The sequence below is a fragment of the Actinoplanes sp. NPDC051513 genome (assembly GCF_044454685.1).
In the GTDB taxonomy this organism is placed as follows: domain Bacteria; phylum Actinomycetota; class Actinomycetes; order Mycobacteriales; family Micromonosporaceae; genus Actinoplanes.
The window spans coordinates 204,256-231,012 of the sequence record NZ_JBITDW010000004.1 but is presented as its reverse complement, the minus strand read 5'-3'; the positions used below and the strand labels follow the sequence as shown (position 1 = coordinate 231,012).

The window sequence follows — 26,757 nt, the reverse complement described above, 5'->3', positions numbered from 1 at the left end:
GATGCTGGGACGACGGCTCGTCCTAGGAGGTGCGTGTGCTCAGCGGACGCTCCAACAATCGCCGCCGTCTCGCTGCTCTGGCGGCGCTGACGCTGTCGGCCTCGATGCTCGGCGCGTGCGGCGAGGACAGCGGCCCGCCCACGCTCACCTGGTACATCAACCCGGACAACGGCGGTCAGGGCCGCCTGGCCGAGCAATGCGCCGGCGCCTCGAACGGCGCCTACCGGGTCGACGTGCAGGTTCTCCCCAACGACGCCTCCCAGCAGCGGGAACAGCTGGTGCGGCGGCTCGCGGCCAAGGACAGCTCCATCGACGTGATGAGCCTGGACCCGCCGTTCGTGGCCGAGTTCGCGAACGCCGGCTTCCTGCGCCCGTTCGAGAAGGCGGACGAGGCGGCGCTCACCGACGGCGTGCTCAAGGGGCCGCTGACCACCACGTACTGGAAGGACCAGCTGGTCGCGGCGCCGTTCTGGGCGAACACGCAGCTGCTCTGGTACCGCAAGTCGGTGGCGAGCGCGGCCGGCGTCGACCCGGCGGCCGCCGACTTCACCTGGGACAAGATGATCGAGGCGGCGACGAGCCAGAGCAAGGTCATCGGCGTGCAGGCCAACCGGTACGAGGGCTACATGGTCTGGATCAACGCGCTGGTGGTGTCGGCCGGCGGCGAGATCGTGACGAACGTCGAGGCCGGCAAGGACGCCAAGCCCGCCATCAACTCCCCGGCCGGTGACGAGGCGGCCCGGATCATCGGCGACCTCGCGCGGTCCCCGGCGGCCCCGCCCGCGATGTCCAACGCCGGCGAGGAGGAGGCGCGGTCGGCGTTCCAGGGTCCGACCGGCGGCTTCATGGTCAATTGGCCGTACGTGTACAGCGCCGCTAAGGGCGACGTGGAGGGCGGCGGCATCGCGCAGTCCGTGGTCGACGACATCGGCTGGGCCCGATACCCGCGGGTCGCGGCGGACCAGCCGAGCCGGCCCCCGCTGGGCGGCATCAACCTCGCGATCGGCAACTACACCAAGCACCCGCAGCAGGCGCTCGACCTGGTGAAGTGCGTGACGTCGCTGCCGAACAGCATCGCCTACATGCTCGACGCCGGCAATCCGGCCGCGAAAGCCGCCGCGTACGACGACCCGAAGGTGCGCGAGGCGTTCCCGATGGCCGACGTGATCCGGCAGTCGATCAACGACGCCGGGCCGCGCCCGGTCACGCCGTACTACAACGACGTCTCCACCTCGGTGCAGATCACCTGGCATCCGCCGCAGGACGTCCGCGCCCCGCAGACGCCCCAGGAGACCGCGTCCTTCATGTCCGACGTCCTGCAGGGCAAGCGACTCCTGTGAGAGGGGCACCCCGATGACTCTGACCCAGGAGAAGGTCGCCGCACCCGCGCCGCGTCCCGCCGAGGTCTCCGACCGGGCGCGGCACGAGCGGCGGCTGGGCCTGACCCTGTCCGCGCCGGCGTTCCTGGTCATGGTGTTCGTGACCGCCTACCCGCTGATCTACGCGGTCGTGCTGTCGCTCTACAACTACCGGCTGACCGACCCGGCCGGCCGCACGTTCGTCGGCCTGCGCAACTACGTGACGGTGCTGACCGACCCGGTGTGGTGGACCGACTTCTCCACCACCCTGATCATCACGGTGGCCAGCGTGGCGGTCGAGCTGGTGCTCGGCTTCGCGTTCGCCTTCGTGATGTACCGGATCATCCGCGGGCGGTCCTGGGTGCGGACCGGCATCCTCATCCCGTACGGGATCGTCACCGTCGTCTCCGCGTACATCTGGCGGTACGCGTTCCAGCTCGACTCCGGCTTCGTCAACCAGTGGCTCGGCCTCGGCGACTTCAACTTCTTCGGCGAGCGCTGGTCGTCGCTGGTCGTCATCACGCTCTCGGAGATCTGGAAGACCACGCCGTTCATCTCGCTGCTGCTGCTGGCCGGCCTGGTCCAGGTGCCGGAGGAGATGCAGGAGGCGGCCAAGGTCGACGGCGCCACGGCGTGGCAGCGGCTCAAGCGGGTGACGCTGCCGAACATGAAGGCCGCCATCATGGTGGCGCTGCTGTTCCGCACGCTCGACGCGTGGCGGATCTTCGACAACCCGTTCATCATGACGTCCGGCGCGAACAAGACCGAGACGCTGTCGTTCCTCGCCTACCGGCAGAACGTGACCCTGGTGAACCTGGGCACCGGCTCCGCGGTCTCGGTGCTGCTGTTCCTCACGGTCGTGGTGATCGCGTTCATCTTCGTGAAGGGTTTCCGGACCGACCTGTCGCAGGTGCGAGGTGATCGGTGATGGCTGGCACTGACGGCCGCAAGGTCAGCAACTGGTGGACCGTCTGGGGCGTGCTGATCCTGGTGTGGGCGCTGTTCCCGCTGCTCTGGATGTTCTCGCTCTCGTTCAAGGACCCGGACACGTTCCGCAGCGCCGCGCCGACGTTCTTCCCGAAGGACTGGGTCTGGGACAACTACAAGACCGTCTTCACCGACTCGCTGTTCACCAGCGCGCTGCGCAACTCCGTCGGCATCGCGCTGATCGCGACCGCGCTGGCCGTCGTCATCGCCATGTTCGCCGCGTACGCGATCGCGCGGATGGACTTTCCCGGCAAGAAGCTGCTGCTCTCGATGGCGCTGGCCATCGCCATGTTCCCGCAGGCGGCGCTGGTCGGACCGCTGTTCAACATGTGGCGCAACCTCGGCATCTACGACACCTGGATCGGGCTGATCATCCCGTACCTGACGTTCGCGCTGCCGCTGTCGATCTGGACGATGTCGGCGTTCTTCCGGCAGATCCCGTGGGAGATGGAGCAGGCCGCCCAGGTCGACGGCGCCACCGCCTGGCAGGCGTTCCGCAAGGTGATCATCCCGCTGGCGGCGCCGGGGGTGTTCACCACGGCGATCCTGACGTTCTTCTTCTGCTGGAACGAGTTCCTGCTGGCCATCTCGCTGACCTCGACCGACCGGGCCCGGACCGTGCCGGCCGCCCTGTCGTTCTTCACCGGCGCCTCGCAGTTCCAGTCGCCGATCACGTACATCATGGCCGCCTCCGTGGTGGTGACCATTCCCGTGGTGATCCTGGTGCTGGTCTTCCAGCGCCGGATCATGGCCGGCCTCACCGCCGGCGCCGTCAAGGGCTGAGCTGGAGGAGGGCGCGACCCATGGCCGCGATCAGCATGCACAACATCGTCAAGCGCTACGGCGACGGCTACCAGGCCGTCGACAACGTGAGCCTGGACATCGCCGACGGCGAGTTCGTCATCCTGGTCGGCCCGTCGGGATGCGGGAAGTCGACCCTGCTCCGCATGATCGTCGGCCTCGAGGACATCACCTCGGGCGACATGCTCATCGGGGGCGAACGGGTGAACCAGAAGGCGCCCCGGGACCGCAACCTGGCCATGGTGTTCCAGAACTACGCGCTCTACCCGCACCTGAGCGTCTTCGAGAACATCGCGTTCCCGCTGCGGCTCAAGAAGATGCCCGACGACGAGGTCAAGCGGCGGGTGACCGAGGCGGCGAACCTGCTCCAGCTGACCGAACATCTGGAGCGCAAGCCCGCCCACCTCTCCGGCGGGCAGCGCCAGCGGGTGGCGATGGGCCGGGCGATCGTACGCCAGGCCGACGCGTTCCTCTTCGACGAGCCGCTGTCGAACCTCGACGCGAAGCTGCGCGGCCAGATGCGCACCGAGATCGCCCGCATACAGAAGCAGCTGGGCACCACCACCGTGTACGTGACGCACGACCAGACCGAGGCCATGACGCTCGGCGACCGCATCGCGGTGCTGCGCCGGGGCGTCCTGCAACAGGTCGGCAGCGCCCGGCAGCTGTATGAGGAGCCCGCGAACCTGTTCGTGGCCGGCTTCATCGGCTCGCCTCCGATGAACTTCGTGCCCGGCCGCGTCCACGACGGCCAGATCGACACGCCGTTCGGCACGGTCAGCCCGGCCGGCGAGCGGCTGCACAAGGTCGCCGACCGGGAGCTGGTCATCCTGGGCCTGCGCCCCGAGCATTTCGAGGACGTCGCGCTGGTGCCCGCCGACAAGCGGGCCCGCGGGCAGACGTTCACCGCCGAGGTAGACGTCACCGAGTGGCTCGGCCACGAGCTGTACGCGTACGTCCCGTACGAGTCGGCGCCGGAGGTCACCGAGCGGCTCGAGGAACTGGAGCGGGAGCTGGACAGCGAGCAGATGCGCACCCAGCTGGTGGTCGCGCTCGACGCGTCGAGCCGGATCCGGTCCGGCGTCCCGGCGGAGCTGTGGTTCGACCCGGAGCGGATGCACGTCTTCGACGCGGTCAGTGGGGAGAACCTGACCCGCGACCCCGACCGGGTGTTCGAGGCGGACGAGCCGTCGGGCGGGATCCCGGTCCCGCGCCACTCGGCCGAGGAACAGACGAAGTCCTGATCGTCGGGTTAAATCCTTTTTGTGCATCTGCCGAAAGTCATAGCGGAGATCCGGCTGGGGGCCGAAGCGACCGGCGGCCCCCGACCGGCAGGCTGAGCGCCATGTTCATCGATCCGTTCCGGCTCGCCGAGGCCGGCGCCGCGGCCGCCCTCGTGCTCGGCTCGGCGACCCTCCCGGCCGCGTGGCACGCGCTCGATCCCAGCCTCGCGACGGTCCTCGCGGCCGTCTGGATGATGCTCACCTCTGGTGTGTACGCGCTACACGCCGTAACCTTCGACTGCCTCCGGCTTACTGGTCAGCACCGCAAGAGGATTTTTTCTTTCACTCGCAGTGAGGAGTGAACCGTCCTAAGGCCGCGCTCGTAATCCCGGTCACAACGTTGGCGCTTCAACCACCGGGAGCGGACCGAAGATGTTTCGCTTGATACAACTCCACACCGAGAACGGCGCACCACGCATCGGCGTCGAGGCCGATGGCTATGTCAGCGCTCGTACGGCGCTCGCCCATTACCGCAGCAAGCCCGCCGCCTACTTCGGGGTCGGCCGCTTCGACCACGAGGGCACGCTGGCCGAGATCATCCTGGACCGGCTGTGCGGCCCGCTCGGCGACTGCCCCCGGCCCGCCTCCGTCGTGCACGCCCGCAGCTATCAGCGACTCTGCGCCACCTGCTCGCTCGGCCTCGAGGTGCTGACCGTCCCCGAGCTCGCCCGGCTGCTCGGCATCGCCTGCCGCCTCGCGCCCGTGCTGGCCCGCTCCGGCCGCCACGCCCGCCTCGAGATGGCCTCGCCGTCGGGCAACCGGATCGCCCGCGAGTTCGCCGCGCACGTGCACGACCCGATCTGGCGGATGGAGCTCTGCGCCGAGCTGGCCCGCGACCCGGGATCGATCAACGGGCTGTTGATCGGGGTGGGCGCGCTGACACATCGCGACGTGCTCGACCTGTATCCGCGGCTGCGTACGCTCGCGGACGAGCTGCCGGCCGCCGTACGCGACGAATTGGGCCGCGCGACCACGCGACCGCTCTCCCCCGCCGGCGTCGCCGGCCTGCGCCTCGGATTGTGTTCCCCCGCGGGATAGTCTTCAGTCCGATCTTGGTTGACGGGTGGAGCGGTTGGACGGCTTGACGTTCGAGGGGCTCACGAAGCGGGCGCGAGGCCTGGTGGCCGATGGCCGCCGAGCCGTCCTCGGCATCACCGGGGCGCCCGCGGCCGGCAAGACCACCCTGGCCGAGGAGCTGGTCGCCGCGCTCGCCCCCGCGCCGCCGCCGGGCCTGACCGCCGGCCGCTGGGTGACGCACGTGCCGATGGACGGCTTCCATCTGGCCGACGTCGAACTCGACCGCCTGGGCCTGCGTGATCGCAAGGGCGCGCCGGAGACGTTCGACTCGCGGGGCTACGCGGCCCTTTTGCGCCGCCTGCACGAGGACGAGGACGACATCATCTACGCGCCCGGTTTCGAGCGGGTCATCGAGCAGCCCATCGCCGGCGCCATCCCGATCGAGCGGGAAGCCCGGCTGATCATCACCGAGGGCAACTACCTTCTCCTCTGGAACGATCTGCGGCTCGACGAGGTCTGGTACGCCGACCTCGACCAGGACACCCGCCTCGAGCGCCTGATCTTGCGGCATGTCCGTTTCGGCAAGCCCGAGCCCGCCGCGATCGCCTGGGCGACCGGCACCGACGAGCGCAACGCCGCCCTGATCGCCGCGACCCGCGACCGCGCCGACCTCGTCATTCCGGCCGGCCTGATCCACAGCGTCGGCACGGCCCCGGACTGAGTGGCATGCTTCAGTCGTGTCAGTCGGTGAATCCGTCGAATCCCGCCCGCGCCGTCGCGCCTCCCGAGTCATCCGTTTCGCGCTGATCATCGCCGCGATCCTGCTGCTGCTGTTCGGCGTGCCCTGGTGGACGCTGATCGCCTCCGGCAACGACTGGCCCACCCCGGTGCTCGTCGCCGGCACGGTCGTCTTCGCGCTGGTGCTGGTCAGCTTCCCGCTGCTGATGTTCGCCGGGCACGGGCGCGGCCACCGCGACACGCCCGCCCGCATCGCCGACACCACGCTCGGCGTCGTCTGGGTCCTGTTCGTCTGGTCGATCCTCGGGCAGATCCTCACCGCGATCCTCTGGGCGGCCGGCGTCGGGGCGCCGGCTCGCTACCGCATCGCCACCGTGGTGGTCACCGTGGTCGCCCTGGTTCTGCTGCTCTGGGGGTACGCCGAGGCGATGCGTGTCCCGCGGATCCGCCGGGTCGAGGTCACCATCGATCGCCTGGGCCGCGGTCTCGACGGCCTCCGCCTGGTGCTGATCACGGACACGCACTACGGCCCGATCGACCGGGTGCGCTGGTCGCGCGGCGTGACGGCGGCGGTCAACGAGCTGCGGCCCGATGTCGTCGCCCACACCGGCGACATCGCCGACGGCGAGGTGTCGCAGCGGCGCGAGCAGGCGGCGCCGCTGGCCGACATCTCGGCGACCCTGGCCCGGGTGTACGTGACCGGCAACCACGAGTACTTCAGCGGCGCCCAGCGCTGGGTCGAGCACATGGCGGCGCTGGGCTGGGAGGCCCTGCACAACCGCCACCTGGTGGTGTCCCGCGACGGCGACTCCCTGGTGGTCGCGGGCGTCGACGACCGGACGGCGGCGGGATCGGGCGTGCCCGGCCACCACGCCGATCACGAGGCGGCGCTGGAGGGCGCCGACCCGTCGCTGCCGGTCCTGCTGCTCGCCCACCAGCCCGCCCAGATCACCGGCGCCGTCGCCCACGGCGTCGACCTGCAGATCTCGGGCCACACCCACGGCGGCCAGATGTGGCCGTTCCACTACCTGGTGCGCCTCGACCAGCCGGTCCTGCAGGGCTTGTCCCGGCACTCCGAGCGCACCCAGCTCTACACGAGCCGGGGCACCGGCTTCTGGGGGCCGCCGTTCCGGGTCTTCGCCCCGAGCGAGATCACCCTGCTCACGCTGCGCTCCGGGATGTCGTCCGCGGTGTCGGACATCGACCAGAAGCGTTGACCGGCTCCGGCGGCAGCCGGTAAGGCTGAACCATTGCCCTGGTACGGATTCAGCTGTTCGGAGCCCTGAGCGCGGACCTGCGCGAGCCGATCGCCGCCGCGACGGTGGCCCTGGTCGCGCCGCGTGCGGCCCCGCGCCTCGTGGTGGCCGATGCCGTCACCGATCGGCAGGGCGTCACGGAGCTCTCGGTCGGCGACGACTCCGGGCCGTTGCGCGTCGACGTCCGCCTCGCGCCGTCGGTGGAGTTCACCGCCGCGACGGTCGAGCCGCCGGCGAGCCTCGAACACATCGTGCCGGCGGACGACTGGGCGTCGATTCGCCGGCGGCTCGGCCGCTATGTCATCGCCGGCCGGCTGGTCGCGTACCCGGGCGGCGAGCCGATCGCCGGGGCCAGGGTCACGGCGCGCGACGCCGGTCTCGTGCACGACGATCCGCTCGGCTCGTCGGTCACCGACGACGAGGGCCGGTTCCGCATCGAGTACGACCCGGCGGCCGCCCGCCGTACCGTCCTGCCGCCGCTGCAGGGGGCGGGCGGCGGCGCCGGCGTGTACTTCAGCGTCTCGCGCGACGGCGAATCGCTGCTGCGCGAGCCGCGCGGCGCGGGGCTGGCAACGGGCCGCCGCGACGCCGGCCCGGTATTCGTCGCCCGGCTGTCCGTGGACGACAGAGGCGACGAGCGGAAGGCCTCGCACGAACGCCGATGGTGACACACGCGATATCCACCGGCCACGTAATTGCGTTGAAGACTTTCCTGCTCATCCGGAGGATGGGGATACCGCCAATCGCCGAACAACGGGGTGTCTGATGCGTCTGCTTCGTGACCTATGGGCCACGTCCCGTAGCCGGACGGCGCTGGTGGCCTTCCTCATCCTCGTCGGGGCCGCCGGTCAGGCCGCCGCGCTCGCGCTCGCCGGGGCCGTGCTCGTCAATCGGTCGATGTCGGTTTTCACGGTCCTCGCGGGCGCGCTGGTCGTCTCGGTGCTCAGCGACGTCGTGGTCGGGCTGATCTCGGCGCGGCTCACCGCCGACTGGGCGGCCCGGCAGCGGCGCGGGCTCAACCGGGTGGCGTTCGGGCAAGATCTGCCGGCCCTCGAGAACACTCCGGTCGGCGAGCTTCTCGACCGCATCGACTCCGACGTCTACCAGGTCGGCTCCGAGCTGCGCGGCAGCGGCGTGCGTATCGTCCAGTCGATCGCCGTGGCGACGCTGTCGATCGTGACGGCGTTCTTCGCCTGGTGGCCGGCCGCGATCGGCATGATCCTCGTGTCGATCCTGCTGTACCTCACGATGAACAAGCCGATCCAGCGCCTCTCGCCGCTGCGTATCTCCGAGGAGGAGTCCTGGTCCGACCTGGCCGCGGTGATGGAGGAGTCCATCCACGGGCAGGACGACGTGCGGACGAGCCTGGCCGCGCCGTACGTGCGAAGGCTCTATGCGCAACGCGCGGCCGAGGTCTTGCGCCGCGGGCGGCTGGTGTGGCACACCAGCGCGCGCATCACGATGGGCGCCGGCGCGATCACCCGCTCGCTGATCGCGACGCTCGTCGTGGTCGGGGCGTGGGCGCTGTACGCCGGCACCATCAGCGGCGCGCGGCTGACCGCGGTGTGGCTGCTCGCGCTCGGCTTCGGCGGCACCCTCGAACACGTCACCCGCATGGTTCCCGAGCTGCAGAACGCTCTCGGCGCGTGGAGCCGGGTGCAGTTGCTGCGCGACGTGCCGCAGGAGCCGACGGGCGGCCTCGAGCCGGTCGACGGCGACCTGGCGGTGCGCGACCTCACCTTCCGGTACGGCGAGTCCGACTCCGGTCGTCCGCCCGCGCTGAAGGACGTCTCGCTGGCCTTCGCGCGCGGCCGGTCGTACGCGTTGATCGGCCGCACCGGCTCCGGCAAGAGCACCCTCGCCAAGGTTCTCACCCGTGCGGTCGACGTGCCGCGCGGCACGGTGTTCCTCGGCGGCACCGACCTCAACGACCTCGACGTCGAGGCCCTGCGCCGGTGGACGGCGATCGTGCCGCAGCGCACCGAGATCCTGGCGGGGACGCTGGCCGAGAACATCGCGCTGTTCGACCCCGACCTGCTCCACCGGGCGCAGGCGGCGCTCGACGAGCTCGGGCTCACGCCGTGGGCGGCGAGCCTGCCCGACGGCATCGACACCAAGCTCGGCGAGGGTGGCTACAAGCTCTCCGCCGGGCAGGAGCAGCTGGTCGCGTTCGCGCGGATCCTGGTCCGCGACCCCCAGGTGGTGATCCTCGACGAGGCCACCGCCCGGATGGACCCGGTGACCGAGAGCTGGGTGCAGCGGGCCACCGACCGCCTGCTCGAGGGCCGGATCGGCGTGATCGTGGCGCACCGGCTCTCCTCGGTGCAGCGCTGCGACGAGGTGGTCGTGCTCGCCGACGGCGAGGTCCTCGAGGCCGGGCCGTTGCGCGAGTCGGTGCGCTTCGCCGAGCTGATGGCGTCGAGCAACCTGGCCGTGCCGGCCGCCTCGGCCGCCGGCGGCGGGGTCCTGATCGCCGAGCGCGACTGGGCCGAGCCTTCGGAAATCGGCGCGGTCCAGGTCGAGCTGGGCGCCGACGTGCTGGCCAACACGCTGCCCCCGGTCGAGCCGCCGCCGCTGCCCGACCCGCCGCAGACCCGAACCATGCGCGAGATCGTCCGCCTCGCGATGAACGATCCGCGCTTCGGCATGGGCGCGGTCGCGCTGTTCATCGTGCTGATGGTGCTGGGGCTGGACGGCCCGGTGCTGCCGCTGCTCTGGACCGACGTGGTCGACGGGGTGGGCAACCCGCTCTACCCGGCGATCGGCATCGCGGCCGGGCTGGTCGTGGCGATCCCGACGCTCTACTACACCGGCGCCTGGTTCCCCGAGTGGTGGGTGCGGCAGATGCTGCGGATCAGCCTGCGCCTGGTGCACGGGCAGATCGGCCCGCGCCGGGTCAGCAAGTACACGCCGGCCGAGGTGGTCGCCCAGGGCGGCGACACCGAGCGGGTCGTGATGCTGGCCGACAACCTGATCGACAACGTGACCAGCCTGATCCTCATCGTGGTGATGACGGCCGTGTCGCAGTCGATCGTGCCGGGTCTGTTCTTCCTCGGCACGATGGTGATCTCCGGGCTGGCGGCGACGCTGTTCGGCCCGCGGCTCGAGAAGGCGGCGCGTCGCACGGTCGCCGGGCGGGCGGCCTTCGCGACGGCGCTGGTGTCGTCGCTGTCGGCGGCCCGCACGGTCAAGCTGGCCGGCGCGACCGGGCCGGTGCTGGAACACCTGGCGCGGCTCGACGCGGTACGCAGCGACCGGCAGCGGCACGAGATCGTGATCCAGGTCTGGGCGCGGTCCACGCCGTCGATCGTGAGCGGCCTGCTGCCGATCGCGGCCTGGGCGCTGTACCTCGGCGGCCACCTCACCGCGGGAGCGACGCTGATCGCGGTGGCGACGCTCGGCGCGGCCCGGTGGTTCGCGTGGACCACGGCGTCGCTGGTGTCGCAGCTGCCGTCGGCCCGGGTGTGGACCAGGCGGACGGTCGCGATGTCGGGCACCGCCGAGTACACGTCGGAGGTGCCCGGGGTCGACATCTCGGCCGGCACCGCGCCGGCCCCGCCGACCGCGGCCCGCAACCCGCTGCGCACGCTCGAGCTGCGGCAGTTCAGCGCGGTCCACGAGAACGGCACGGTCGGCGCGCAGGACGTCGACCTGACCGTCGACCGGGGCCAGCTGGTCCTGGTGGTCGGCCCGGTCGGCTCGGGCAAGTCGTCGCTGCTGCGCGCCCTGGCCGGCATCGTGCACCACACGGGCGAGCTGCGCTGGAACGACAACCCGGTCGACGAGCCCGAGCTGTTCCTGCGCCCCAACCAGGTGGGCTACGTCGCCCAGCTGCCACGGGTGCTGTCCGGCACGGTCGCCGACAACATTCAGCTCGGCCACGAGCTGGACGCGGCCGACGCGGTGTCGACCGCTCAGCTGGAACACGACCTGACGGCGTCGGGCGGCGGCCTGCAGCTGCTGATCGGCCACAAGGGAACGCGGCTCTCCGGCGGCCAGCTGCAGCGTCTGGCGCTGGCCCGGGCGCTGGCGCCGCGAACCGAGCTGCTGATCGCCGACGACGTGTCGTCCGCGCTGGACGTGACCACCGAGCTGGAACTCTGGCAGGCGTTGCGCTCGCACGGGGTCACGGTGGTGGGCTCGACGTCCAAGCGGGCGGCCCTGGCCCAGGCCGACCGGGTGGTCGTCCTGATCGGCGGCAAGGTGGAGGACCAGGGCACGTGGCAGGAGCTGCAGGACCGCTGGGGCCACCTGGCGGGCTGAGAGTGGGCTGAGAAAACTGCGTGCCCCGCATCTTTGCGGGGCACGCAGTTTTTGATAGCGTTCCTGGTGTGGGATTGCGGGAGCGGAAGAAGCAAGAGACCCGGGCGGCGCTCAGCTGGGCGGCCATTCGGCTGATCGTCGAGCGGGGCTACGACCGCGTGCTCGTCGAGGACATCGCCAACGAAGCCGGTGTCTCGCCCCGCACGTTCAACAACTACTTCGGGGGCAAGGCCGAGGCGGTCGCGTCGCGCCACCTCGACCGGATGCAACGGATGGCCGACACGCTGCGGGAAAGGCCGGCCGGCGAGCCGCTGTGGGAGGCCATCACCCACGCCATGATCGAGCAGTATCGTCCGGGGCCCGAGGTCACCGCGCACCCCCGGCCCGACCCGGACGCCTGGACGGCGGGGCTCAGGCTGATGTTCGAGGTGCCGGCGATCCAGGCAGCGACACTACGGGCGGCAGCGCAGGCAGCCGAGGCGGTGGCCGCGGCGGTGGGCGCCCGCACGGGAACAGACCCCGCCGGCGACATGTATCCGAATCTGGTGGCGGCGGCCGCTCTGGCCGCGGAGGACGTGGTCAGGCGGGTGTTCATGACCACCCACCAGGGCATCGACGTGCTGATCACGGATGCGCTGCAGCAGATCTCCGCGGGTCTGCCCCCTCCGTCCCACTGAATTACCTCCTGACACAGAAAACGCACGGCCTCTTATGAATGGGCGGTGAGGTTTGTCATGTCTTTCGACGTTGTCATTTCCGGTGGTGGGCCGAATGGGCTCATGGTGGCTTGCGAGCTGGCGCTGGCCGGGGTCCGGCCGGTGGTGCTCGAGCAGCGGACAGCACCCACGGACGAGCAGCGGGCCAACGGGATGGTCGGGCAGGTGGTCCGGCTGTTCGAGCGGCGTGGGCTCCTCGGCCGGCTGACCGGGAATGCCGCGCCACCCACGCCGGCGCCGCAGTTCATGTTTGCGGCCTTTCCGCTTCCGCTGCATCAACTCGCCGACAATCCGGTCTGCACGGTCATGGTTCCGCAACGGAAGATCGAGGCCATGCTCGACGCGCGGGCGGCGGAACTCGGCGTCGAGGTCAGGCGCGGCCACGCCGTCTCCGGTCTGACGCAGAAGGACGACGCCGTCGTTGTCGCGGTCGATGGGCCGGACGGTTCCTACGAAATGGAGGCGCGCTATCTCGTCGGCGCCGACGGCGGGAAGAGCACCACGCGGAAGCTGGCCGGAATCGGCTTCCCGGGCGTGACCAACGATCGCACCGTCGCCCGGACGGCGCACGTCACGGTGCCGCCGGAGTACCGGGACGCGGTCACCGGCGGCCTGCGCGTGCCCGGCTACGGGGTGATCCGGCCGTTCCTGCACCATCGCACCGAGCGGGGGCTGATCGCCTACGCACCGTTCCCCGACGGCCGGACGTTGCTGAGCGTGAACACATTCGACCTGCCCGAGGGCGACGAGCCGTTCAGCATCGCCGAGCTCCAAGACGCGCTCGCCCACGTGCTCGGCGTCCAGGTGCCGCTCGGGCCGCCGGCCGGCGACGGCCCGCACTTGCTGCGCCGGCTCTCCGGTGGTCAGACGAGGGTGGCCGAACGATACCGGGAAGGACGGGTCCTGCTGGTCGGTGACGCCGCGCACGTGCACTCGGCGATCGGCGGTCCCGGCCTCAACCTCGGCTTGCAGGACGCGGTGAACCTGGCCTGGAAACTCGCCGCGACCGTCCAGGGCTGGGCGCCCGACGGCCTGCTCGACACCTACGAAACCGAGCGCCGCCCCGCCGGCGAGCGCGTCACCATGCACACCCAGGCGCAGTCGGTGCTGATCGGGCCGGGTCCGCAGGTCACCGCCCTGCGCACGCTCTTCGGGGAACTGCTCGAAAAACCCGCGGTGCTCCAGCAGATCGCCGACCTCATTGCCGGGGCCGACATCCGGTACGGGTCGAGCCCCGCATCGCCGCTGGCGGGAAGGTTCGTCCCCGACCTGGGCCCGGCCACCCATTCGGGCCGTCCGCTGCTCGTCGACAGCACCGGAACGCTCTGCTCGGTCGCCGCGCCGTGGAGCGACCGGGTCGACGTGGTGACCGTGCCGGTCGACGGCGCGACAGCATTGCTCGTCCGCCCCGACTGCTACGTGGCGTGGGCTTCCGAAGAGACCACACCGGATGCTGAGACTTTGCGAGCGTCCCTCACGCAATGGTTCGGCGCGCCGCGCTGATCGGCCCGGCGTGGGCGCCGCCCCGGGGAAGGCGGCGACCCGCGCCGGTGGTCAGTTGATCTGGCTTTCCAGCTGCTTGATGACGCTGGTGACGGTGCCGGCGGGGATGGCGAAGCCGACGCCGATGCTGCCGGAGTCCGTGTTGCTGGCGGTGGCGATCGCCACGTTGATCCCGATCACCTGACCGGACGTGTCGACCAGCGCGCCGCCCGAGTTGCCCTCGTTGATCGCGGCGTCGGTCTGGATCAGGCCGGAAAGCTTCTCGGTGCCGGTGTCGACGCTGCGGTCGAGGGCCGAGACGATGCCGGAGGTGACGGTGTTCTCCAGGCCGAGCGGCGCCCCGAAAGCCAGCACGGTGTCGCCGACCACCACGCTGTCATCGGTGCCGAAGGTGGCCGGGGTCAGGCCGGACAGTCCCGTCGCCTGCACCAGCGCGAGGTCGTGGGTGGAGTCGGTGGCGACGACCTTGGCGGGGACGGTCTTGCCGCTCGACAGCCGCACGCTGACCGTGCCGTCCGAGTCGATCACGTGGTTGTTGGTGAGGATCAGGCCGTCCGAGCTGATGATCACGCCGGAGCCCAGCGCCGACGAGCGCGCGCCGTCGACCATGACGGTCACGATGCTCGGCTGTACGGCCTTCACGACGGAGGCCAGGGAGTCGCCATCGGTCACGGTCGCGGAGGTGGTGGTCACCGTGGTGCTGCCGGCCGCCACGGGCTGGTCGTCGATGAGGTAACGCTCGGCGAGCACGCCACCGGCGGTGCCTCCGGCGGCGACGAGCGCGAGCACCGCGGCCCCACCGGCTATGCGGCGCGGCCAGCGGCTTCCGCCCGAGGCCGGGGGGTTCGCGTACGGCGGTGCGGGCGGCGGCGGAGGCATGGTGTGGTCGTCGCGGTTCCCGGTGAACGTCTGGTCGCTGGAGTACGTCTCGTCCCGGTCGTCCCGGGGCCGGGTCATCAGGTCGGTCATGGCGACGCCTCGCTTCGTTGGGCTGGTGCCTCAACAGTTGCCCGGGTTCTTGTTGGCCAGCGGTGAGGCCTCTGTGGGTTCGCTGTATGCCCTGGATCACCGGGTCACCCGGTCGGGTCGCGTCGCTACCCGCAGGTGGGCGCGGCGGGACGGTCACGGGCGGAGGCGGCCTAGGGTCTTCCGGTGCCTTTCGCCCGATTTTCGACCATCTTGGTGCCGCTGCCGCCTCGCCGGCCCGCCTACTTGACGCCTCGGCCGGATGCGCAGCCTCAGCGGGACGCGCAGCCTCAGCCGGATCCTCAGCCTCAGCCGGATGCGTGCCCGGCCGGCGGCCGCCTGCCCGGCTGGGCGGGTGAGACCGTGCCGATGCGACCGACGCGGGTCGACGGTGCGGGCTCACCGGCGGTCGCGCCGGTCGCTGGTGGGGAGACGGCTCTTTTGCCGGTCGTTCCGGGCGCCCCCGCGGGGGCCGGCGAAAGGGTGCGGTCGTGAGGGGGGTGCTTGCCGTGGTCGCGGTGGTGGTGTCGGGGCTGGCTGGATGTGGGGAGGCCGCCGAACGGACGGCGGCCGCTCCTGTCGTTTCGGCGAGTGCGGCGCTTCACCCCGTACGGGAAAGAAAAACGCAGCCGGCCGAAAGCGCGACGCCCAGGTCTCGCGGCACCACGCCGGCGCCTCGCGCGCGACAGCCGGAGCCGGCGCGGACGGCCGCGGAATCCGGTGCGGCGGGCAGCGGGGACGCCGGGCTTGATCGGTTCGTGGCGGCGGTGCAGCGGCAACTGCCGGCCATCGCGCTCGACCGAAGGGATGAGGAGGTCGAGGCGCTGGGGGTTCAGGCCTGTCAGGGCCTTGCGGCCGGCGAGAAGGACGCGGTCGTGGCCGGGGTGATCAGCGAGCAGGGGGTGGCGCTGGGGGACGCACGGAAGCTCGTCACGCTGGCGCGGACCACGGCGTGTGAGGGTCGGCCGAAAGTCTGAGCCGGGGCACAGAGAGCCAAGACCGTGGTCCGATGCGGGGCACAGCCTTTCCGCGGAAGCTGGGTTTCAGGAGCTTGCGGCTTCCCGGAGGAGGCAGACGATGTCCGCACGAGGAATGCTCAGCGTGGTCGGCACCGCGGTCGGTGGGCTGATCGGGTGGTCGGATCAGCCGCCGCCGGCCGACCCGGAGGTGGTCCGGTCGCTGCTCGCCGAGGTCGGTATGCCGGTGGGTGAGGGTGAATCGCTCGCGTTGATGGTGCGGGCATTCCAGGAACGGGTCGGGCTCGACGCCGATGGGGTCGCGGGACCGCGGACAGTGCACCTGCTGGCGCGGTATGCGAACGAGATTCGAGAGCTCAATCAGGGAATGGCTGCCTGATGTGCGGCCGATAGGGTGCCCGCATGAGCTCTGAGTTGCCCGCCGAGCTGATCACCTACTACGACGACGACTCGGGTGAGCGGGTCGGGCTCACCTCCGCCGAGGTCGGGTCGTGGTCGGCGGCGACGGCCTCGCTGCTCACGTCGGAGTGCGGGCTTGCGGCGGGCGGGCAGGTGGGTGTGCTGTTGCCGCCGCATTGGCAGACCGCCGTCGTGTTGCTGGGTGCGTGGTCGGCCGGGATGGAAGTGTCGTTCCGCGGGTGGGGTGCGGCCGGGTTGTCGCCGGCCGGGGCGCCGTTGGATGCGACGTTCGTGGCGTCGCGGCGGGCCGGGAGTTGGCTCGACGACGTTCCGGGCGGGCGGCACCAGTTCTCACTGTTCGGGAACACGCCGTCCGGTTATCGCGACTATGTGGCCTCGGTGCGGGCGCACCTCGGCTCGGCCGCGCCGTCGTGGTCGGTCGCCGTCGATGACGTCGCGGCCGCGGGTGGCGTGACGTTCGGCGAGTACGGGGCGGTGGCGCTCGAGATGGCTTCGTCGCGCGGCATCTCGCGCGGGGACCGTGTCCTGATCGACACGGCGGTGAGCGAGGAACCGCTGATCTGGCTGATGGCGCCGCTGTCGGCGGGGGCGTCGATCGTGCTGTGCGCCAATCCGGATCGGGCGCGGGTCGAGGAACGGATCGCGTCGGAGCGGGTGACCAAGGTCTTCGCCGCGGCGGGGTGACCTCGGGCGCCTGACCCGTGGTCTTGCCCCGTCTCGTACCCCGTCCTCGCGTGGCCTCCTCCGTTCGGCGTTCTAATGAGGACGATCACATGGTGGAGAAGATCCACTAATGGCGGTAGCCTCCCCGGCCAGGGAGGCGCCGGAGCTCGGCACTGGCGCAGCCTTGTAAGCGGGGATGAGCCGCTGCCGCTGGGGCGTTGTTGGGGCGCTCCAGCGTCAGCCCTCACTCTTCTCAGTCGTCGAAGGTCACCTCGAGCTTCGGGCTCGCCGGCCGCGACTGGCACGTCAGCACGAACCCGGCCGCCAGCTCGGCCGGCTCGAGCGCGAAGTTGCGACGCATCGTCACCTCCCCCTCGGTCACCCGGGCCCGGCACGTGCCGCACACCCCTCCCTTGCAGGCGAACGGCAGGTCGGGCCGCGCCCGCTGCGCGCCTTCCAGCACCGTGTCGCCCTCCGCGACCGTGACCGTCGTGGCCCGCCCGTCGAGCACCACGGTGACTTCGCTGCTCGGCCCCTCGATCGCCCGCTCCTCGCGACGCGGCTCGGGTGGCAGCTCGTCGACCCAGAACAGCTCGCGATGGATTCGTGCCGGAGGCACCCCGTGCTCGGTCAGCACCTCGATCGCGTCGGTGACCATGCCGAACGGCCCGCACAGCCACCAGTGGTCGACCGCGCCGACATCGATGAGCATGGGCAGCAGCGTGCGCATCTTGGCCGCGTCGAGCCGCCCGCTGAGCAGCTCGACCTCGCGCGCCTCCCGCGACAGCAGGTGCACCAGCTCGAGCCGGGACGGGTGGCTGTCCTTGAGGTCGGCAAGCTCCTCGGCGAACATCACCGTGTCGGCGCGCCGGTTCCCGTACAGGATGCTGACCTGCGCCCCCGGCCGCCGCAGCAATGACGCCGCGATCGACAGCACCGGCGTGATCCCCGACCCAGCGGCGATCATCACGTGCCGGCCGCCCGCATCGATGTCGGGGGTGAACGTCCCGGTCGGCGGCGCCACCTCCACCTCGTCACCGATCCGCAGGTCGCGCACCAGCCACGACGACACGACGCCGCCCGGCACCTCGCGCACCCCGATCCGCGGCCGCGCCCCGACCGGCGCGCAGATCGAGTAGCTGCGGCGCTCGTCCGCCGGATCGGCCGGCCGTCGCACCGTCAGCGACTGCCCCGCCCGGAACGCATAGATGGTCGCCAGATCTTCGGGCACATCGAAGGTGACCGCCACGGCGTCGTCGCACAGCCGCTCGATCCCGGCCACGCGCAGCCGATGGAAGTCACGCACGACCACGTCAGATCTCCTTCATGTGCTCGAACGGCTCCCGGCAGGACGGGCATCGCCGCAGCTCACGGCAGGCGGTGGCGCTGAAGGCGGAGATCCGCTCCGTCGTGGGGCTCCCACACTGCGGACACGCGACGGACTCCGTGGGCAGGCCGAGCGCGAGCGGCACCGGTCCCGCGGATCGCCGAGGCGCCGCTCCGGGCGGCGCGATCCCGGCGGCGGCGAGCTTCGCCTTGCCGGTTTCGCTGATCCAGTCGGTCGTCCAGGCCGGCGACAATTGGGTACGGACCTCCGCGTGCCCGAACCCGGCCGCCCGCAAAGCGATGACGATGTCGTCCCGGATCGCCTCCATGGCCGGGCACCCCGAGTACGTCGGCGTGATCGCCACCACCACGCCGTCCTGCTCCTCGCGCACGTCCCGGACGATGCCGAGCTCGGCGAGGGTGACCATCGGCAGCTCGGGGTCGGTCACGGTAGCGACGACGTCGGCAGCGGCGCTCACCAGACACCTCCGGGCAGCGCCCGCGCGAGCTCTTGCATCTCGGCGAGGATCTCGGTGAGCTCGGGCCCGTGGACGCCGTCGCGCCCGCGGCCGGTCACGGTCGACGCCGCCGGGCCGGTCACGGTCGGCGCAGCCGGGCCGGACGGCGAGCTCAAGGTGGCCGCGTCGAGGACCTGGGTCATCGCGGCGTCGAATTCGGGGCGCAGCAGCGACGGGTCCACCGCGACGCCGGCGGCCGCGAGGCGGGTCTCCACCTCGTGCGGCTCGAACAGCTCGCCGGCCAGCGGCAGAATCGCGTCGATTGCCGCGCGCATGCGCTGGTGGGAGAGATCGGTGCCGTCGCCCAGGCGGACGACCCACTGGGCCGCGTACTCCCGGTGATACGTGACCTCCTTGACGCCCTTGGCGCCGATCGCGGCGAGCACCGGGTCGCGGGACGCGGCAAGCCGGTCGAGCAACGCGAGGCGCCAGCACGAGAAGACCAGGAGCCGGGCCACGAGGTGGGCGAAGTCGTCGTCGTCGCGCTCCGCGAGTCGCACGTTGCGGAAGGCGCCGGCGTCGCGAAGATACGCGAGCGCATCTTCGCCGCGGCCCGCGTCTTCGACCTCGCCGGCGCGGGTGAGCAGCAGGCGGGCCTGTCCGAGCAGGTCGAGGCCGATGTTGGCGAGGGCCAGCTCGTCCTCGAGCTCGGGCGCGCGGGTCACCCACTGCTGCAGCCGGTGCGACATGACCAGGGCGTCGTCGCCCAGCATCAGGCAGTAGGTGGCCAGGCCGGCGCGGTCGACCCCGTCGGGCACGGCCGTCGGCACGCCGGCGAGGGGGTCGGCGAAGCCGGTGCCGTAGGCCCAGCGTGCGTCGTCCGCGTGGTCGGTGAGTGCGCCGTAGGCGTCGTCGTCGAAGGACATGGCGGCCTCAGATGTGCGGAACCGAGTCGGGAATGGAGTAGTACGTCGGGTGGCGGTAGACCTTGTCGCCGCTGGGCGAGAAGAACGCGTCCTTGTCGCCGGGCCCCGAGGAGACGACGTCGTCGGAGCGGACCACCCAGATGCTGACGCCCTCGTTGCGCCGGGTGTAGAGGTCACGCGCGTGGTGCAGCGCCATTCCGTGGTCGGCGGCGCGCAGCGACCCGACGTGCACATGGTTGAGGCCGCGCTTGGCCCGCACGAACACCTCGAACAACGGCCACTCGTGCTTGATCTCGTCGCTCATGCGCGCACCTCCGCTGATATGGCGGCGTGCGCCGCAGCTGCTGGGTTGGCGGCGTGTGCCGCGGCTGCTGGGTTGGCGGCGTGCGCCGCGGCTGCTGGGTTGGCGGCGTGCGCCGCGGCTGCTCGTTTGGCGGCGTGCGCCGCGGCTGCCTCGCGCACCCAGGCGCCCTCCTCGTCGGCGCGCCGCCGGTGGGCGATGCGCTGTTCGTTCATCGGGCCGCCGCCGGAGATGACCCGCTTGAACTCGACCCAGTCGATCGCGCCGAAGTCGTAGTGCTCGCGCTCGGCGTTCCACCGCAGCGCCGGGTCGGGCAGGGTGACGCCGAGCGCCTCGGCCTGCGGGACCGACATGTCGACGAATCGCTGCCGTAGCTCGTCGTTGCTGTGCCGCTTGATCTTCCAGGCCATCGACTGCGCGCTGTTGGGCGAGTCGGCGTCGGGCGGGCCGAACATCATCAGCGACGGCCACCACCAGCGGTTCGTCGCGTCCTGCACCATCTCGCGCTGCTCGGGCGTGCCACCCATCATGGTCATCAGCAGCTCGTAGCCCTGCCGCTGGTGGAAGGACTCCTCCTTGCAGATGCGGATCATCGCTCGCGCGTAGGGCCCGAAGGAGCTGCGGCACAACGGCACCTGGTTGCAGATCGCCGCGCCGTCGACCAGCCAGCCGATCACCCCGACGTCGGCGAACGTCAGCGTCGGATAGTTGAAGATCGACGAGTACTTCTGCCGGCCCTCGATCAGCCGCCGGGTGAGATCGCCCCGGTCGGCGCCGAGCGTCTCGGCCGCCGAGTAGAGGTAGAGCCCATGCCCGGCCTCGTCCTGCACCTTGGCGAGCAGGATCGCCTTGCGGCGCAACGACGGCGCCCGGGTGATCCACGCGCCTTCCGGCTGCATCCCGATGATCTCGGAATGCGCGTGCTGGGCGATCTGCCGGATCATCGTCTTGCGGTAGCCGTCGGGCATCCAGTCCCGCGGCTCGACCCGCTGGTCTTTCTCTATGGTCTCGGCGAAGACCCGCTCGCTCATGATGCCTCCCAGGTGAAGAAGCCCTGCCCGGTCTTGCGGCCCAGCTCGCCCCGGGCCACCTTGTCGCGCAGCAGAGCGGGCGGCGTGAACCGCTCCCCCAGCTCGCGATGCAGATGCTCGGCGATGGCGAGGCGCACGTCGAGGCCGACCAGGTCGGTGGAGCGCAGCGGGCCCATCGGGTGGCGATAGCCCAGCTCCATGGCCCGGTCGATCGACGCCGCGTCGGCCACGCCTTCCTCGAGCATGCGGATCGCCTCGAGGCCGAGCAGCACGCCGAGCCGGCTGGTGGCGAACCCGGGCGAGTCGCGCACCACCACCTCGGTCTTACCCAGCCCGGCGATCCAGGAACGCGCCGCGCCGGCGGTGTCGTCGCCGGTGGCCGGCCCGATCACGACCTCGACGAGGCTGCTGGCCGGCACCGGGTTGAAGAAGTGCAGGCCGAGGAACCGCTCGGGCCGCTGCAGCCCGCCGGCGATGCCGGCGATCGAGAGCGAGCTGGTGTTGCTGGCGAGCACCGCCTGCTCGGCGACCGCTTCTTCCGCCGCCGCCAGCACCCGCACCTTGAGCGCGGCGTCCTCGGGCACGGCCTCGACGACGAGGTCGACGTCGGCCGGCAGCGCGGACACGGCGTCGACCAGGACCAGCCGCTCGAGCACGGCGTCGGCCGACTCGGCGAGCTTCCCCTTCTCGGCAGCGCGCAGCAGGCCCATGGCGACCCGGTCACGGGAGGCGACCGCGGCGGCCGGGTCACGCTCGGCGAGGCACACCACCGAGCCCGCCACCGCGAAGACCTGCGCGATGCCGGCGCCCATCCGCCCACCGCCGATCACGCCGACCAGCTTGGGCACCGCGGGCGAGATGGTGTCGGTCATGGGCGGCCTCCGGCGAGGAAGGCGTCCATCCGGTCGCGCTTGTCGGACGACTCGAAGAGGATCGCCTGGGCGAGGTCGTCGGCGATCGGATGGCCGCCGGGCGCGTCGGCGACCAGCTTGGTCAGCCGCAGCGCCAGCGGGCCCGACCGCGTCATCCGGTCGAGCAGGGCGTGCGCCCGCTTGAGCAGCTCGCCGGCCGGGACGATCTCGGTGACCAGGCCGAACCGGAGGGCGTCGTCGGCGTCGAGCCGCTTGCCGGCCAGCAGCACCTGCTTGGCGACCGACGCGCCGACCAGCTCGCGCAGCCGCCAGCAGGCGCCGGCCGCCGCCAGGATGCCGAGGCCGGGTTCCGGGTTGCCGAAGACGGCGGCCGGGGAGGCGAGGCGCACGTCGCACGCGTACGCCAACTCGGCTCCACCGCCCAGCGCATACCCGTCGACCGCGGCGACGGTCGGCATCGGCAGCCGGGCCATGCGGTCGAACAACCGGCTGTTGATGCCCTGGAGCGCCTGGTCGCGCCCGCGTTCACGCAGCTCGCCGATGTCGGCCCCGGCCGCGAACGTGCCCCCGTCGCCGGTGAGCAGCAGCAGCCGTGGCCGTTCCTCGAGCCCGGCACACACGTCGTGCAGCTCGCGCACCATCGCCGCGTTGATCGCGTTGCGCGCCGCGGGCCGTGACAGGGTCACCACGACCCGGTCGTCGAGCTCCTCGATGCGCAGCGTCGCCGTGCTCACGGCCGCTCCAGGACCATGGCCACGACCCGGTGGACCTCAGACATCCGCCGACTCCGGAGCCGGGACGTGATGGCGGGACTGGAGGGCGAAGAACCGGCCGGTGACGTAGTGGTCGTCGGTCAGCGAGGCGGTGGCGGCCGGGTTGGCGCCGGTGCCGTGCAGGTCGCTGAAGGCCGCAGTCTGGTTGACGAAGACGCCGCCGGTCAGGTTTTCCGACAGGTGGACGCCTGCGTCGAGCGCCGCCTCGCGGGCCGCGGCCAGCACGTCGGGCGAGGCCGAGTACACCGCGGCCGTCAGCGCGCCGTGCGCCCGGACCGTCTCGACGAACAGAGCCAGGCTCGCCGGGGTGGACTCGGTGGCGATGAGGAACGACACCGGGCCGAACCACTCGCGGGTGTAGACCTTGTCGTCGGCCGCGTCGAGCCGGACCACCACCGGCGTGCGGATCGTCGCGTTGGGGAACTGCTCGTCGGCGACCTCGGCCGACGGGTGCACGACCGACGGCGAGGCGCCCGCCTCGGTGAGCCGGCCCAGCACGCCGTCGTTGACGATCGCGCCGAGCGTGCCGGCCGCGCGTTTCGGGTCGCCCAGCAGCTTGCCGAGCGCGCCGGCGAGGTCGGCGCCGAACTCGTCGAAGCTCTTGTGGCCGGCGTCGGTCTCGATGCCGTCGCGGGGAACCAGGATGTTCTGCGGCGTCGTGCACATCTGCCCGCTGTAGAGCGACAGCGAGAAGGACAGGTTGCGCAGCACGCCCTTGTAGTCGTCGGTCGAGTCGACGATCACCGTGTTGAGCCCGGACTTCTCGGTGTAGACGACGGCCTGGCGCGCGTTGGCCTCGAGCCAGTTGCCGAAGTCGCTGGAGCCGGTGAAGTCGACGATGCGCACGTCGGGGTGGGTGGCGAGGGTGGCCGCGATGCCGTCGCCGGGCTCCTCGGCGGCGAGCGTGACCAGGTCGGGGTTCTGCCCGGCCTCGGCGAGCACCTCGCGGCAGACCTGCACGGTGATGGCGAGCGGGAGGACCGCCCCCGGATGCGGCTTGACGATCACCGGATTGCCGGTGACCAGGCTCGCGAACAGTCCCGGATAACTGTTCCAGGTGGGGAACGTGTTGCAGCCGATCACCAGGGCGACGCCGCGGCCCACCACGGTCGTGGTCTTTTCGAGGCGCAGCGGGTCGGCGCCGCGCTGCGGCTTGGCCCAGCCGGCGTCGGCCGGCATGCGGGTGGAGGCGGCCAGCGCGTACGCCACGGCCTCGAGCGCCCGGTCTTGCGCGTGCGGGCCGCCGGCCTGGAACGCCATCACGAACGCCTGGCCGGTGGTGTGCTGGACGGCGTGGGCGAGCTCGAAGCTGCGCGCGTTGATGCGTTTGATGATCTCGGCGGCGACCCCGGCGCGGCCGTACGGCCCGGCGGCGCGCCACGCGGGGGTGGCGGCGCGGGCGGCGGCGACCAACGCGAGCGGGTCGGCCTTGGGGTAGCTCACGCCGAGCTCGATGCCGTACGGCGAGCGCTCGGTGGCGACCGTGCCCACCGCGCCGGGCACGTCGATCGGGAACGTGTTGCCGAGCAGCGAGGTGAACGCGCGCTCGCCCGAGGGCGCGGCGTCCTCACCGTAGACGGACTTGCTCGGCGACTCGTTGAAGGCGGACCAGTAGTCGCGCTCGCGCGCGGCCTTGATGGCCCGGTCGAGCAGCTCGCGATGCGTCTCGTACAACTCGGTGGGGGTTGTCATCTGCGCTCCATTGCGGTTGGCTGTTCCTCATTATCTACCGTCCGTTCGGTCGGTAATCAACCCTCGGGAGTCAGGGTGGCACACACCAGTTCCGGGAAGCCGGCGGCGTCCGGGAAGACGGCGGCGCACGACATGTTCGGCCGCGACACCGCGTCCAAATCCCTGGGCATCGAGCTGCTCGACGCCGGGAACGGGCAGGCCACGGTGCAGATGACGGTCACCGGCGACATGGTCAACGGGCACGCCATGACCCACGGCGGGTACGTCTTCATCCTCGCCGACACGGCCTTCGCGTGTGCCTGCAACAGCCATGGCCCGGTCACCGTGGCCGCCGGCGCCGACATCTCGTTCCTGCGCGCCACGAGGGCGGGCGACGTGCTCATCGCGTACGCGAAAGAAAGAGCGACCTCGGGACGCAGCGGAATCTACGACGTGACCGTGACCTGCGACGGCGACATCGTCGCCGAGTTCCGCGGGCGCAGCCGCACCGTCGGCGCGGAGGGCGCCTCATGACCGCGCCCCGACGCCGCGGGCGCCCCGGCCATGATCAAGACGCGGTGCTGACCGCCGCCGTGCGCCTGTTCAACGAGCGCGGGTACGACGCCACCAGCATGTTCGATATCGCCGAGTCGCTCGGCATCACGAAATCGAGCGTCTACCACCACATCAGCGGCAAGGAGCAGTTGCTGCAGATGGCGATGGACCGGGCGCTCGACGGACTCTTCGAAGCGGCCGAGGAGGTGCGCGATCTCGACGTGCCCGCGCTCGACCGCCTCGAGCGGCTGATCCGGCGCAGCGTGATCGTGCTGGCCGAGCGCTTCGAGTTCGTGACGGTTCTGCTGAGAGTGCGTGGCAACACCGAGGCCGAGCAGCATGCCCTCGCCCGCCGGCGCGAGTTCGATGCCGTTGTCACCGAGCTCGTGAAACAGGCACAGGCCGAGGGTGGCGTTCGCCCCGATGTCGAACCGGCGACCGCGGCCCGCCTGCTCCTCGGCATGGTCAACTCGCTGACCGAGTGGTACAAACCCCGCCCCGGCGGCGCCGGCTCCATCGCCGACGCCGTCACCGCCATCGCCTTCGACGGACTGCGCCTCTAGGAGGTCACCCGTGCAGGACCGCTCCCCCCGCCCCGAAGATCTGGACCCGATCGAGCGCGCCTCCGTCGACGAGCTGCGCGAGCTGCAGCTCGGCCGCCTGCGATGGTCGCTCCAGCACGCGTACGAGAATGTGCCGCAGTACCGCAAGATGTTCGACGAGCATCAGGTGCACCCCGGCGACCTGCGCGATCTCGCCGATCTGGCGAAGTTCCCGTTCACCGGCAAGGCGACGCTGCGCGACAACTATCCGTTCGGCATGTTCGCCGTGCCGCGCGAGCAGATCGCCCGGGTGCACGCCTCCTCGGGCACCACCGGGAAGCCCACCGTCGTCGGCTACACCCGCGACGACCTGCGAACATGGGCAAAACTGATGGCGCGCTCGATCCGTGCGTCCGGTGGCCGGCCCGGCGATCGGGTGCACATCGCGTACGGATATGGCCTTTTCACCGGAGGTCTGGGCGCACACTACGGCGCCGAAGAGCTGGGCTGCACGGTCATCCCGGTCTCCGGCGGCATGACCGAGCGCCAGGTCCGCCTGATCCAAGATTTCGAACCCGAGATCATCATGGTCACGCCCAGCTACATGCTGGCGATCGTCGACGAGATGGAGCGGCAGGGCGTCGATCCGCGCGGCACGTCGCTGCGGGTCGGCATCTTCGGCGCCGAGCCCTGGACCCAAGATCTGCGCCGCGAGATCGAGGAGCGGCTCGACATGCACGCGCTCGACATCTACGGCCTTTCCGAGGTGATGGGCCCCGGCGTCGCCAACGAGTGCATCGAGACCAAGGACGGCCCGCACATCTGGGAGGACCACTTCTATCCCGAGATCATCGATCCGCTGACCGGCGAGGTCCTGCCCGACGGCGAGGCCGGCGAGCTGGTCTTCACGTCGCTGACCAAGCAGGCCATGCCGGTGATCCGCTACCGCACGCGCGATCTCACCCGGCTGCTCCCCGGCACCGCGCGCCCGATGCGCCGCATGGAGAAGATCACCGGCCGCACCGACGACATGATCATCCTCCGCGGCGTCAACCTCTTCCCCACCCAGATCGAGGAGCTCATCCTCCGTACGCCCGCGCTCGCGCCGCATTTCCAGTGCGTGCTCACCCGCGACGGCCGTCTCGACGCGCTCACGGTCAAGGTGGAGCGGCGCGCCGAGGCCAATCCCGCGGTGGCCACGCAAGCGGGCCACGATCTGGTCACCGCGATCAAGAACAACATCGGCGTTTCCGTACGGGTGGAAGTGATCGAACCCGATGGGGTGGAACGTTCGATGGGCAAGATGCGGCGCATCGTCGACCTTCGCGGGGGTGCGTCGACGGGCTAGCGTTGC

26 protein-coding genes and 1 pseudogene are annotated in these 26,757 nt (G+C 71.1%); 18 read left to right on the top strand and 9 right to left on the bottom strand.

Going from position 1 to position 26,757, the window contains the following annotated elements; all coding sequences use genetic code 11:
- Positions 1-35 precede the first annotated feature (35 nt).
- The 12 genes from ACIA5D_RS15545 to ACIA5D_RS15490 all read left to right on the top strand — a co-directional run bounded on the left by ACIA5D_RS15545 (position 36) and on the right by ACIA5D_RS15490 (position 13,922).
- Positions 36-1,340, top strand: coding sequence for an extracellular solute-binding protein (locus ACIA5D_RS15545; RefSeq protein WP_396030575.1), 1,305 nt, complete (start codon positions 36-38; stop codon positions 1,338-1,340).
- Between the two features lie 13 nt (positions 1,341-1,353).
- Entirely contained in the window at positions 1,354-2,286 is a 933-nt protein-coding gene (locus ACIA5D_RS15540; protein WP_396030574.1) for a carbohydrate ABC transporter permease, read from the top strand.
- Positions 2,286-3,128: a carbohydrate ABC transporter permease gene (locus ACIA5D_RS15535; protein ID WP_396030573.1), complete on the top strand. Its 843-nt coding sequence runs from the start codon at positions 2,286-2,288 to the stop codon at positions 3,126-3,128. The genes ACIA5D_RS15540 and ACIA5D_RS15535 overlap by 1 nt, the downstream gene beginning before the upstream one ends.
- A gap of 20 nt (positions 3,129-3,148) precedes the next feature.
- A complete protein-coding gene (locus tag ACIA5D_RS15530) occupies positions 3,149-4,390 on the top strand; it encodes an ABC transporter ATP-binding protein (protein ID WP_396030572.1) in 1,242 nt (413 codons plus the stop codon).
- A gap of 101 nt (positions 4,391-4,491) precedes the next feature.
- Entirely contained in the window at positions 4,492-4,731 is a 240-nt protein-coding gene (locus ACIA5D_RS15525) for a hypothetical protein (RefSeq protein WP_396030571.1), read from the top strand.
- A 70-nt stretch (positions 4,732-4,801) separates the two neighbouring features.
- Entirely contained in the window at positions 4,802-5,467 is a 666-nt protein-coding gene (locus tag ACIA5D_RS15520) for a hypothetical protein (protein ID WP_396030570.1), read from the top strand.
- A gap of 25 nt (positions 5,468-5,492) precedes the next feature.
- Positions 5,493-6,167 carry a nucleoside/nucleotide kinase family protein gene (locus ACIA5D_RS15515; protein ID WP_396030569.1) on the top strand — a complete coding sequence of 225 codons (675 nt, stop codon included), beginning with the start codon at positions 5,493-5,495 and terminating at the stop codon, positions 6,165-6,167.
- Positions 6,168-6,183: 16 nt separating this feature from the next.
- Positions 6,184-7,401 carry a metallophosphoesterase gene (locus ACIA5D_RS15510; protein WP_396030568.1) on the top strand — a complete coding sequence of 406 codons (1,218 nt, stop codon included), beginning with the start codon at positions 6,184-6,186 and terminating at the stop codon, positions 7,399-7,401.
- Positions 7,402-7,505: 104 nt separating this feature from the next.
- A complete protein-coding gene (locus ACIA5D_RS15505) occupies positions 7,506-8,108 on the top strand; it encodes a hypothetical protein (RefSeq protein WP_396030567.1) in 603 nt (200 codons plus the stop codon).
- A 97-nt stretch (positions 8,109-8,205) separates the two neighbouring features.
- Positions 8,206-11,703, top strand: coding sequence for an ATP-binding cassette domain-containing protein (locus ACIA5D_RS15500; protein WP_396030566.1), 3,498 nt, complete (start codon positions 8,206-8,208; stop codon positions 11,701-11,703).
- Positions 11,704-11,771: 68 nt separating this feature from the next.
- A complete protein-coding gene (locus ACIA5D_RS15495) occupies positions 11,772-12,380 on the top strand; it encodes a TetR/AcrR family transcriptional regulator (RefSeq protein ID WP_396030565.1) in 609 nt (202 codons plus the stop codon).
- Between the two features lie 57 nt (positions 12,381-12,437).
- Positions 12,438-13,922, top strand: a complete 1,485-nt coding sequence (locus ACIA5D_RS15490; RefSeq protein WP_396030564.1) for an FAD-dependent monooxygenase — start codon at positions 12,438-12,440, stop codon at positions 13,920-13,922.
- Positions 13,923-13,973: 51 nt separating this feature from the next.
- Here the strand turns inward: ACIA5D_RS15490 and ACIA5D_RS15485 are convergent, their stop codons facing one another.
- Positions 13,974-14,891 carry a S1C family serine protease gene (locus ACIA5D_RS15485; RefSeq protein WP_396030563.1) on the bottom strand — a complete coding sequence of 306 codons (918 nt, stop codon included), beginning with the start codon at positions 14,889-14,891 and terminating at the stop codon, positions 13,974-13,976.
- Positions 14,892-15,397: 506 nt separating this feature from the next.
- Here ACIA5D_RS15485 and ACIA5D_RS15480 point away from each other — a divergent pair.
- The 3 genes from ACIA5D_RS15480 (at position 15,398) to ACIA5D_RS15470 (ending at position 16,969) form a co-directional block, all read left to right on the top strand.
- Positions 15,398-15,865, top strand: coding sequence for a DUF732 domain-containing protein (locus tag ACIA5D_RS15480; RefSeq protein ID WP_396030562.1), 468 nt, complete (start codon positions 15,398-15,400; stop codon positions 15,863-15,865).
- A 100-nt stretch (positions 15,866-15,965) separates the two neighbouring features.
- Positions 15,966-16,244, top strand: a complete 279-nt coding sequence (locus ACIA5D_RS15475) for a peptidoglycan-binding protein (RefSeq protein WP_396030561.1) — start codon at positions 15,966-15,968, stop codon at positions 16,242-16,244.
- 23 nt (positions 16,245-16,267) lie between these two features.
- Positions 16,268-16,969, top strand: a complete 702-nt coding sequence (locus ACIA5D_RS15470; RefSeq protein ID WP_396030560.1) for a TIGR03089 family protein — start codon at positions 16,268-16,270, stop codon at positions 16,967-16,969.
- A gap of 232 nt (positions 16,970-17,201) precedes the next feature.
- Here the strand turns inward: ACIA5D_RS15470 and paaE are convergent, their stop codons facing one another.
- From paaE to paaN, 8 genes and pseudogenes are all read right to left on the bottom strand, one after another.
- Positions 17,202-18,260 (bottom strand): 1,2-phenylacetyl-CoA epoxidase subunit PaaE, encoded by a 1,059-nt coding sequence (paaE, locus tag ACIA5D_RS15465; RefSeq protein ID WP_396030559.1) that lies wholly within the window; start codon positions 18,258-18,260, stop codon positions 17,202-17,204.
- Between the two features lies 1 nt (position 18,261).
- Positions 18,262-18,753 (bottom strand): 1,2-phenylacetyl-CoA epoxidase subunit PaaD, encoded by a 492-nt coding sequence (paaD, locus tag ACIA5D_RS15460; RefSeq protein WP_396030558.1) that lies wholly within the window; start codon positions 18,751-18,753, stop codon positions 18,262-18,264.
- On the bottom strand, positions 18,750-19,658 hold the full coding sequence (gene paaC / locus ACIA5D_RS15455; RefSeq protein WP_396030557.1) for a 1,2-phenylacetyl-CoA epoxidase subunit PaaC: 909 nt from the start codon (positions 19,656-19,658) through the stop codon (positions 18,750-18,752). Before paaC ends, paaD begins: the two co-directional genes overlap by 4 nt.
- A 7-nt stretch (positions 19,659-19,665) precedes the next feature.
- The gene (paaB, locus tag ACIA5D_RS15450) at positions 19,666-19,962 is read right to left on the bottom strand and encodes a 1,2-phenylacetyl-CoA epoxidase subunit PaaB (protein ID WP_396030556.1); all 297 of its coding nucleotides are present in this window, start codon (positions 19,960-19,962) and stop codon (positions 19,666-19,668) included.
- A gap of 116 nt (positions 19,963-20,078) precedes the next feature.
- Positions 20,079-20,990 (bottom strand): annotated as a pseudogene (paaA, locus tag ACIA5D_RS15445) (1,2-phenylacetyl-CoA epoxidase subunit PaaA); the annotation flags it as partial.
- Complete coding sequence (locus tag ACIA5D_RS15440) at positions 20,987-21,862, bottom strand: 3-hydroxyacyl-CoA dehydrogenase family protein (protein ID WP_396030555.1); 876 nt, start codon at positions 21,860-21,862, stop codon at positions 20,987-20,989. The gene ACIA5D_RS15440 and the pseudogene paaA, both read right to left, overlap by 4 nt.
- On the bottom strand, positions 21,859-22,596 hold the full coding sequence (locus ACIA5D_RS15435; RefSeq protein ID WP_396030554.1) for an enoyl-CoA hydratase/isomerase family protein: 738 nt from the start codon (positions 22,594-22,596) through the stop codon (positions 21,859-21,861). The genes ACIA5D_RS15440 and ACIA5D_RS15435 overlap by 4 nt, the downstream gene beginning before the upstream one ends.
- A 36-nt stretch (positions 22,597-22,632) precedes the next feature.
- Entirely contained in the window at positions 22,633-24,327 is a 1,695-nt protein-coding gene (paaN, locus tag ACIA5D_RS15430) for a phenylacetic acid degradation protein PaaN (protein WP_396030553.1), read from the bottom strand.
- Between the two features lie 132 nt (positions 24,328-24,459).
- On the opposite strand from paaN, the gene paaI reads away from it, so the two are divergent.
- The 3 genes from paaI to paaK are packed head-to-tail and all read left to right on the top strand — an operon-like array spanning position 24,460 to position 26,751.
- On the top strand, positions 24,460-24,840 hold the full coding sequence (gene paaI / locus ACIA5D_RS15425) for a hydroxyphenylacetyl-CoA thioesterase PaaI (RefSeq protein WP_396031002.1): 381 nt from the start codon (positions 24,460-24,462) through the stop codon (positions 24,838-24,840).
- Complete coding sequence (locus ACIA5D_RS15420) at positions 24,837-25,424, top strand: TetR/AcrR family transcriptional regulator (protein ID WP_396030552.1); 588 nt, start codon at positions 24,837-24,839, stop codon at positions 25,422-25,424. Before paaI ends, ACIA5D_RS15420 begins: the two co-directional genes overlap by 4 nt.
- A gap of 10 nt (positions 25,425-25,434) precedes the next feature.
- Entirely contained in the window at positions 25,435-26,751 is a 1,317-nt protein-coding gene (paaK, locus tag ACIA5D_RS15415; protein ID WP_396030551.1) for a phenylacetate--CoA ligase PaaK, read from the top strand.
- Positions 26,752-26,757 lie beyond the last annotated feature (6 nt).

Coding starts and splice junctions, on each gene's coding strand:
- paaN (WP_396030553.1), bottom strand. CDS start 24,327: ATGACAACCCCCACCGAGTTGTACGAGACGCATCGCGAGCTGCTCGAC.
- ACIA5D_RS15485 (WP_396030563.1), bottom strand. CDS start 14,891: ATGACCGACCTGATGACCCGGCCCCGGGACGACCGGGACGAGACGTAC.
- ACIA5D_RS15440 (WP_396030555.1), bottom strand. CDS start 21,862: ATGACCGACACCATCTCGCCCGCGGTGCCCAAGCTGGTCGGCGTGATC.
- ACIA5D_RS15520 (WP_396030570.1), top strand. CDS start 4,802: ATGTTTCGCTTGATACAACTCCACACCGAGAACGGCGCACCACGCATC.
- ACIA5D_RS15475 (WP_396030561.1), top strand. CDS start 15,966: ATGTCCGCACGAGGAATGCTCAGCGTGGTCGGCACCGCGGTCGGTGGG.
- ACIA5D_RS15490 (WP_396030564.1), top strand. CDS start 12,438: ATGTCTTTCGACGTTGTCATTTCCGGTGGTGGGCCGAATGGGCTCATG.
- paaC (WP_396030557.1), bottom strand. CDS start 19,658: ATGTCCTTCGACGACGACGCCTACGGCGCACTCACCGACCACGCGGAC.
- ACIA5D_RS15420 (WP_396030552.1), top strand. CDS start 24,837: ATGACCGCGCCCCGACGCCGCGGGCGCCCCGGCCATGATCAAGACGCG.
- ACIA5D_RS15470 (WP_396030560.1), top strand. CDS start 16,268: ATGAGCTCTGAGTTGCCCGCCGAGCTGATCACCTACTACGACGACGAC.
- paaB (WP_396030556.1), bottom strand. CDS start 19,962: ATGAGCGACGAGATCAAGCACGAGTGGCCGTTGTTCGAGGTGTTCGTG.
- ACIA5D_RS15525 (WP_396030571.1), top strand. CDS start 4,492: ATGTTCATCGATCCGTTCCGGCTCGCCGAGGCCGGCGCCGCGGCCGCC.
- ACIA5D_RS15540 (WP_396030574.1), top strand. CDS start 1,354: ATGACTCTGACCCAGGAGAAGGTCGCCGCACCCGCGCCGCGTCCCGCC.
- ACIA5D_RS15500 (WP_396030566.1), top strand. CDS start 8,206: ATGCGTCTGCTTCGTGACCTATGGGCCACGTCCCGTAGCCGGACGGCG.
- paaI (WP_396031002.1), top strand. CDS start 24,460: ATGTTCGGCCGCGACACCGCGTCCAAATCCCTGGGCATCGAGCTGCTC.
- ACIA5D_RS15535 (WP_396030573.1), top strand. CDS start 2,286: ATGGCTGGCACTGACGGCCGCAAGGTCAGCAACTGGTGGACCGTCTGG.
- ACIA5D_RS15530 (WP_396030572.1), top strand. CDS start 3,149: ATGGCCGCGATCAGCATGCACAACATCGTCAAGCGCTACGGCGACGGC.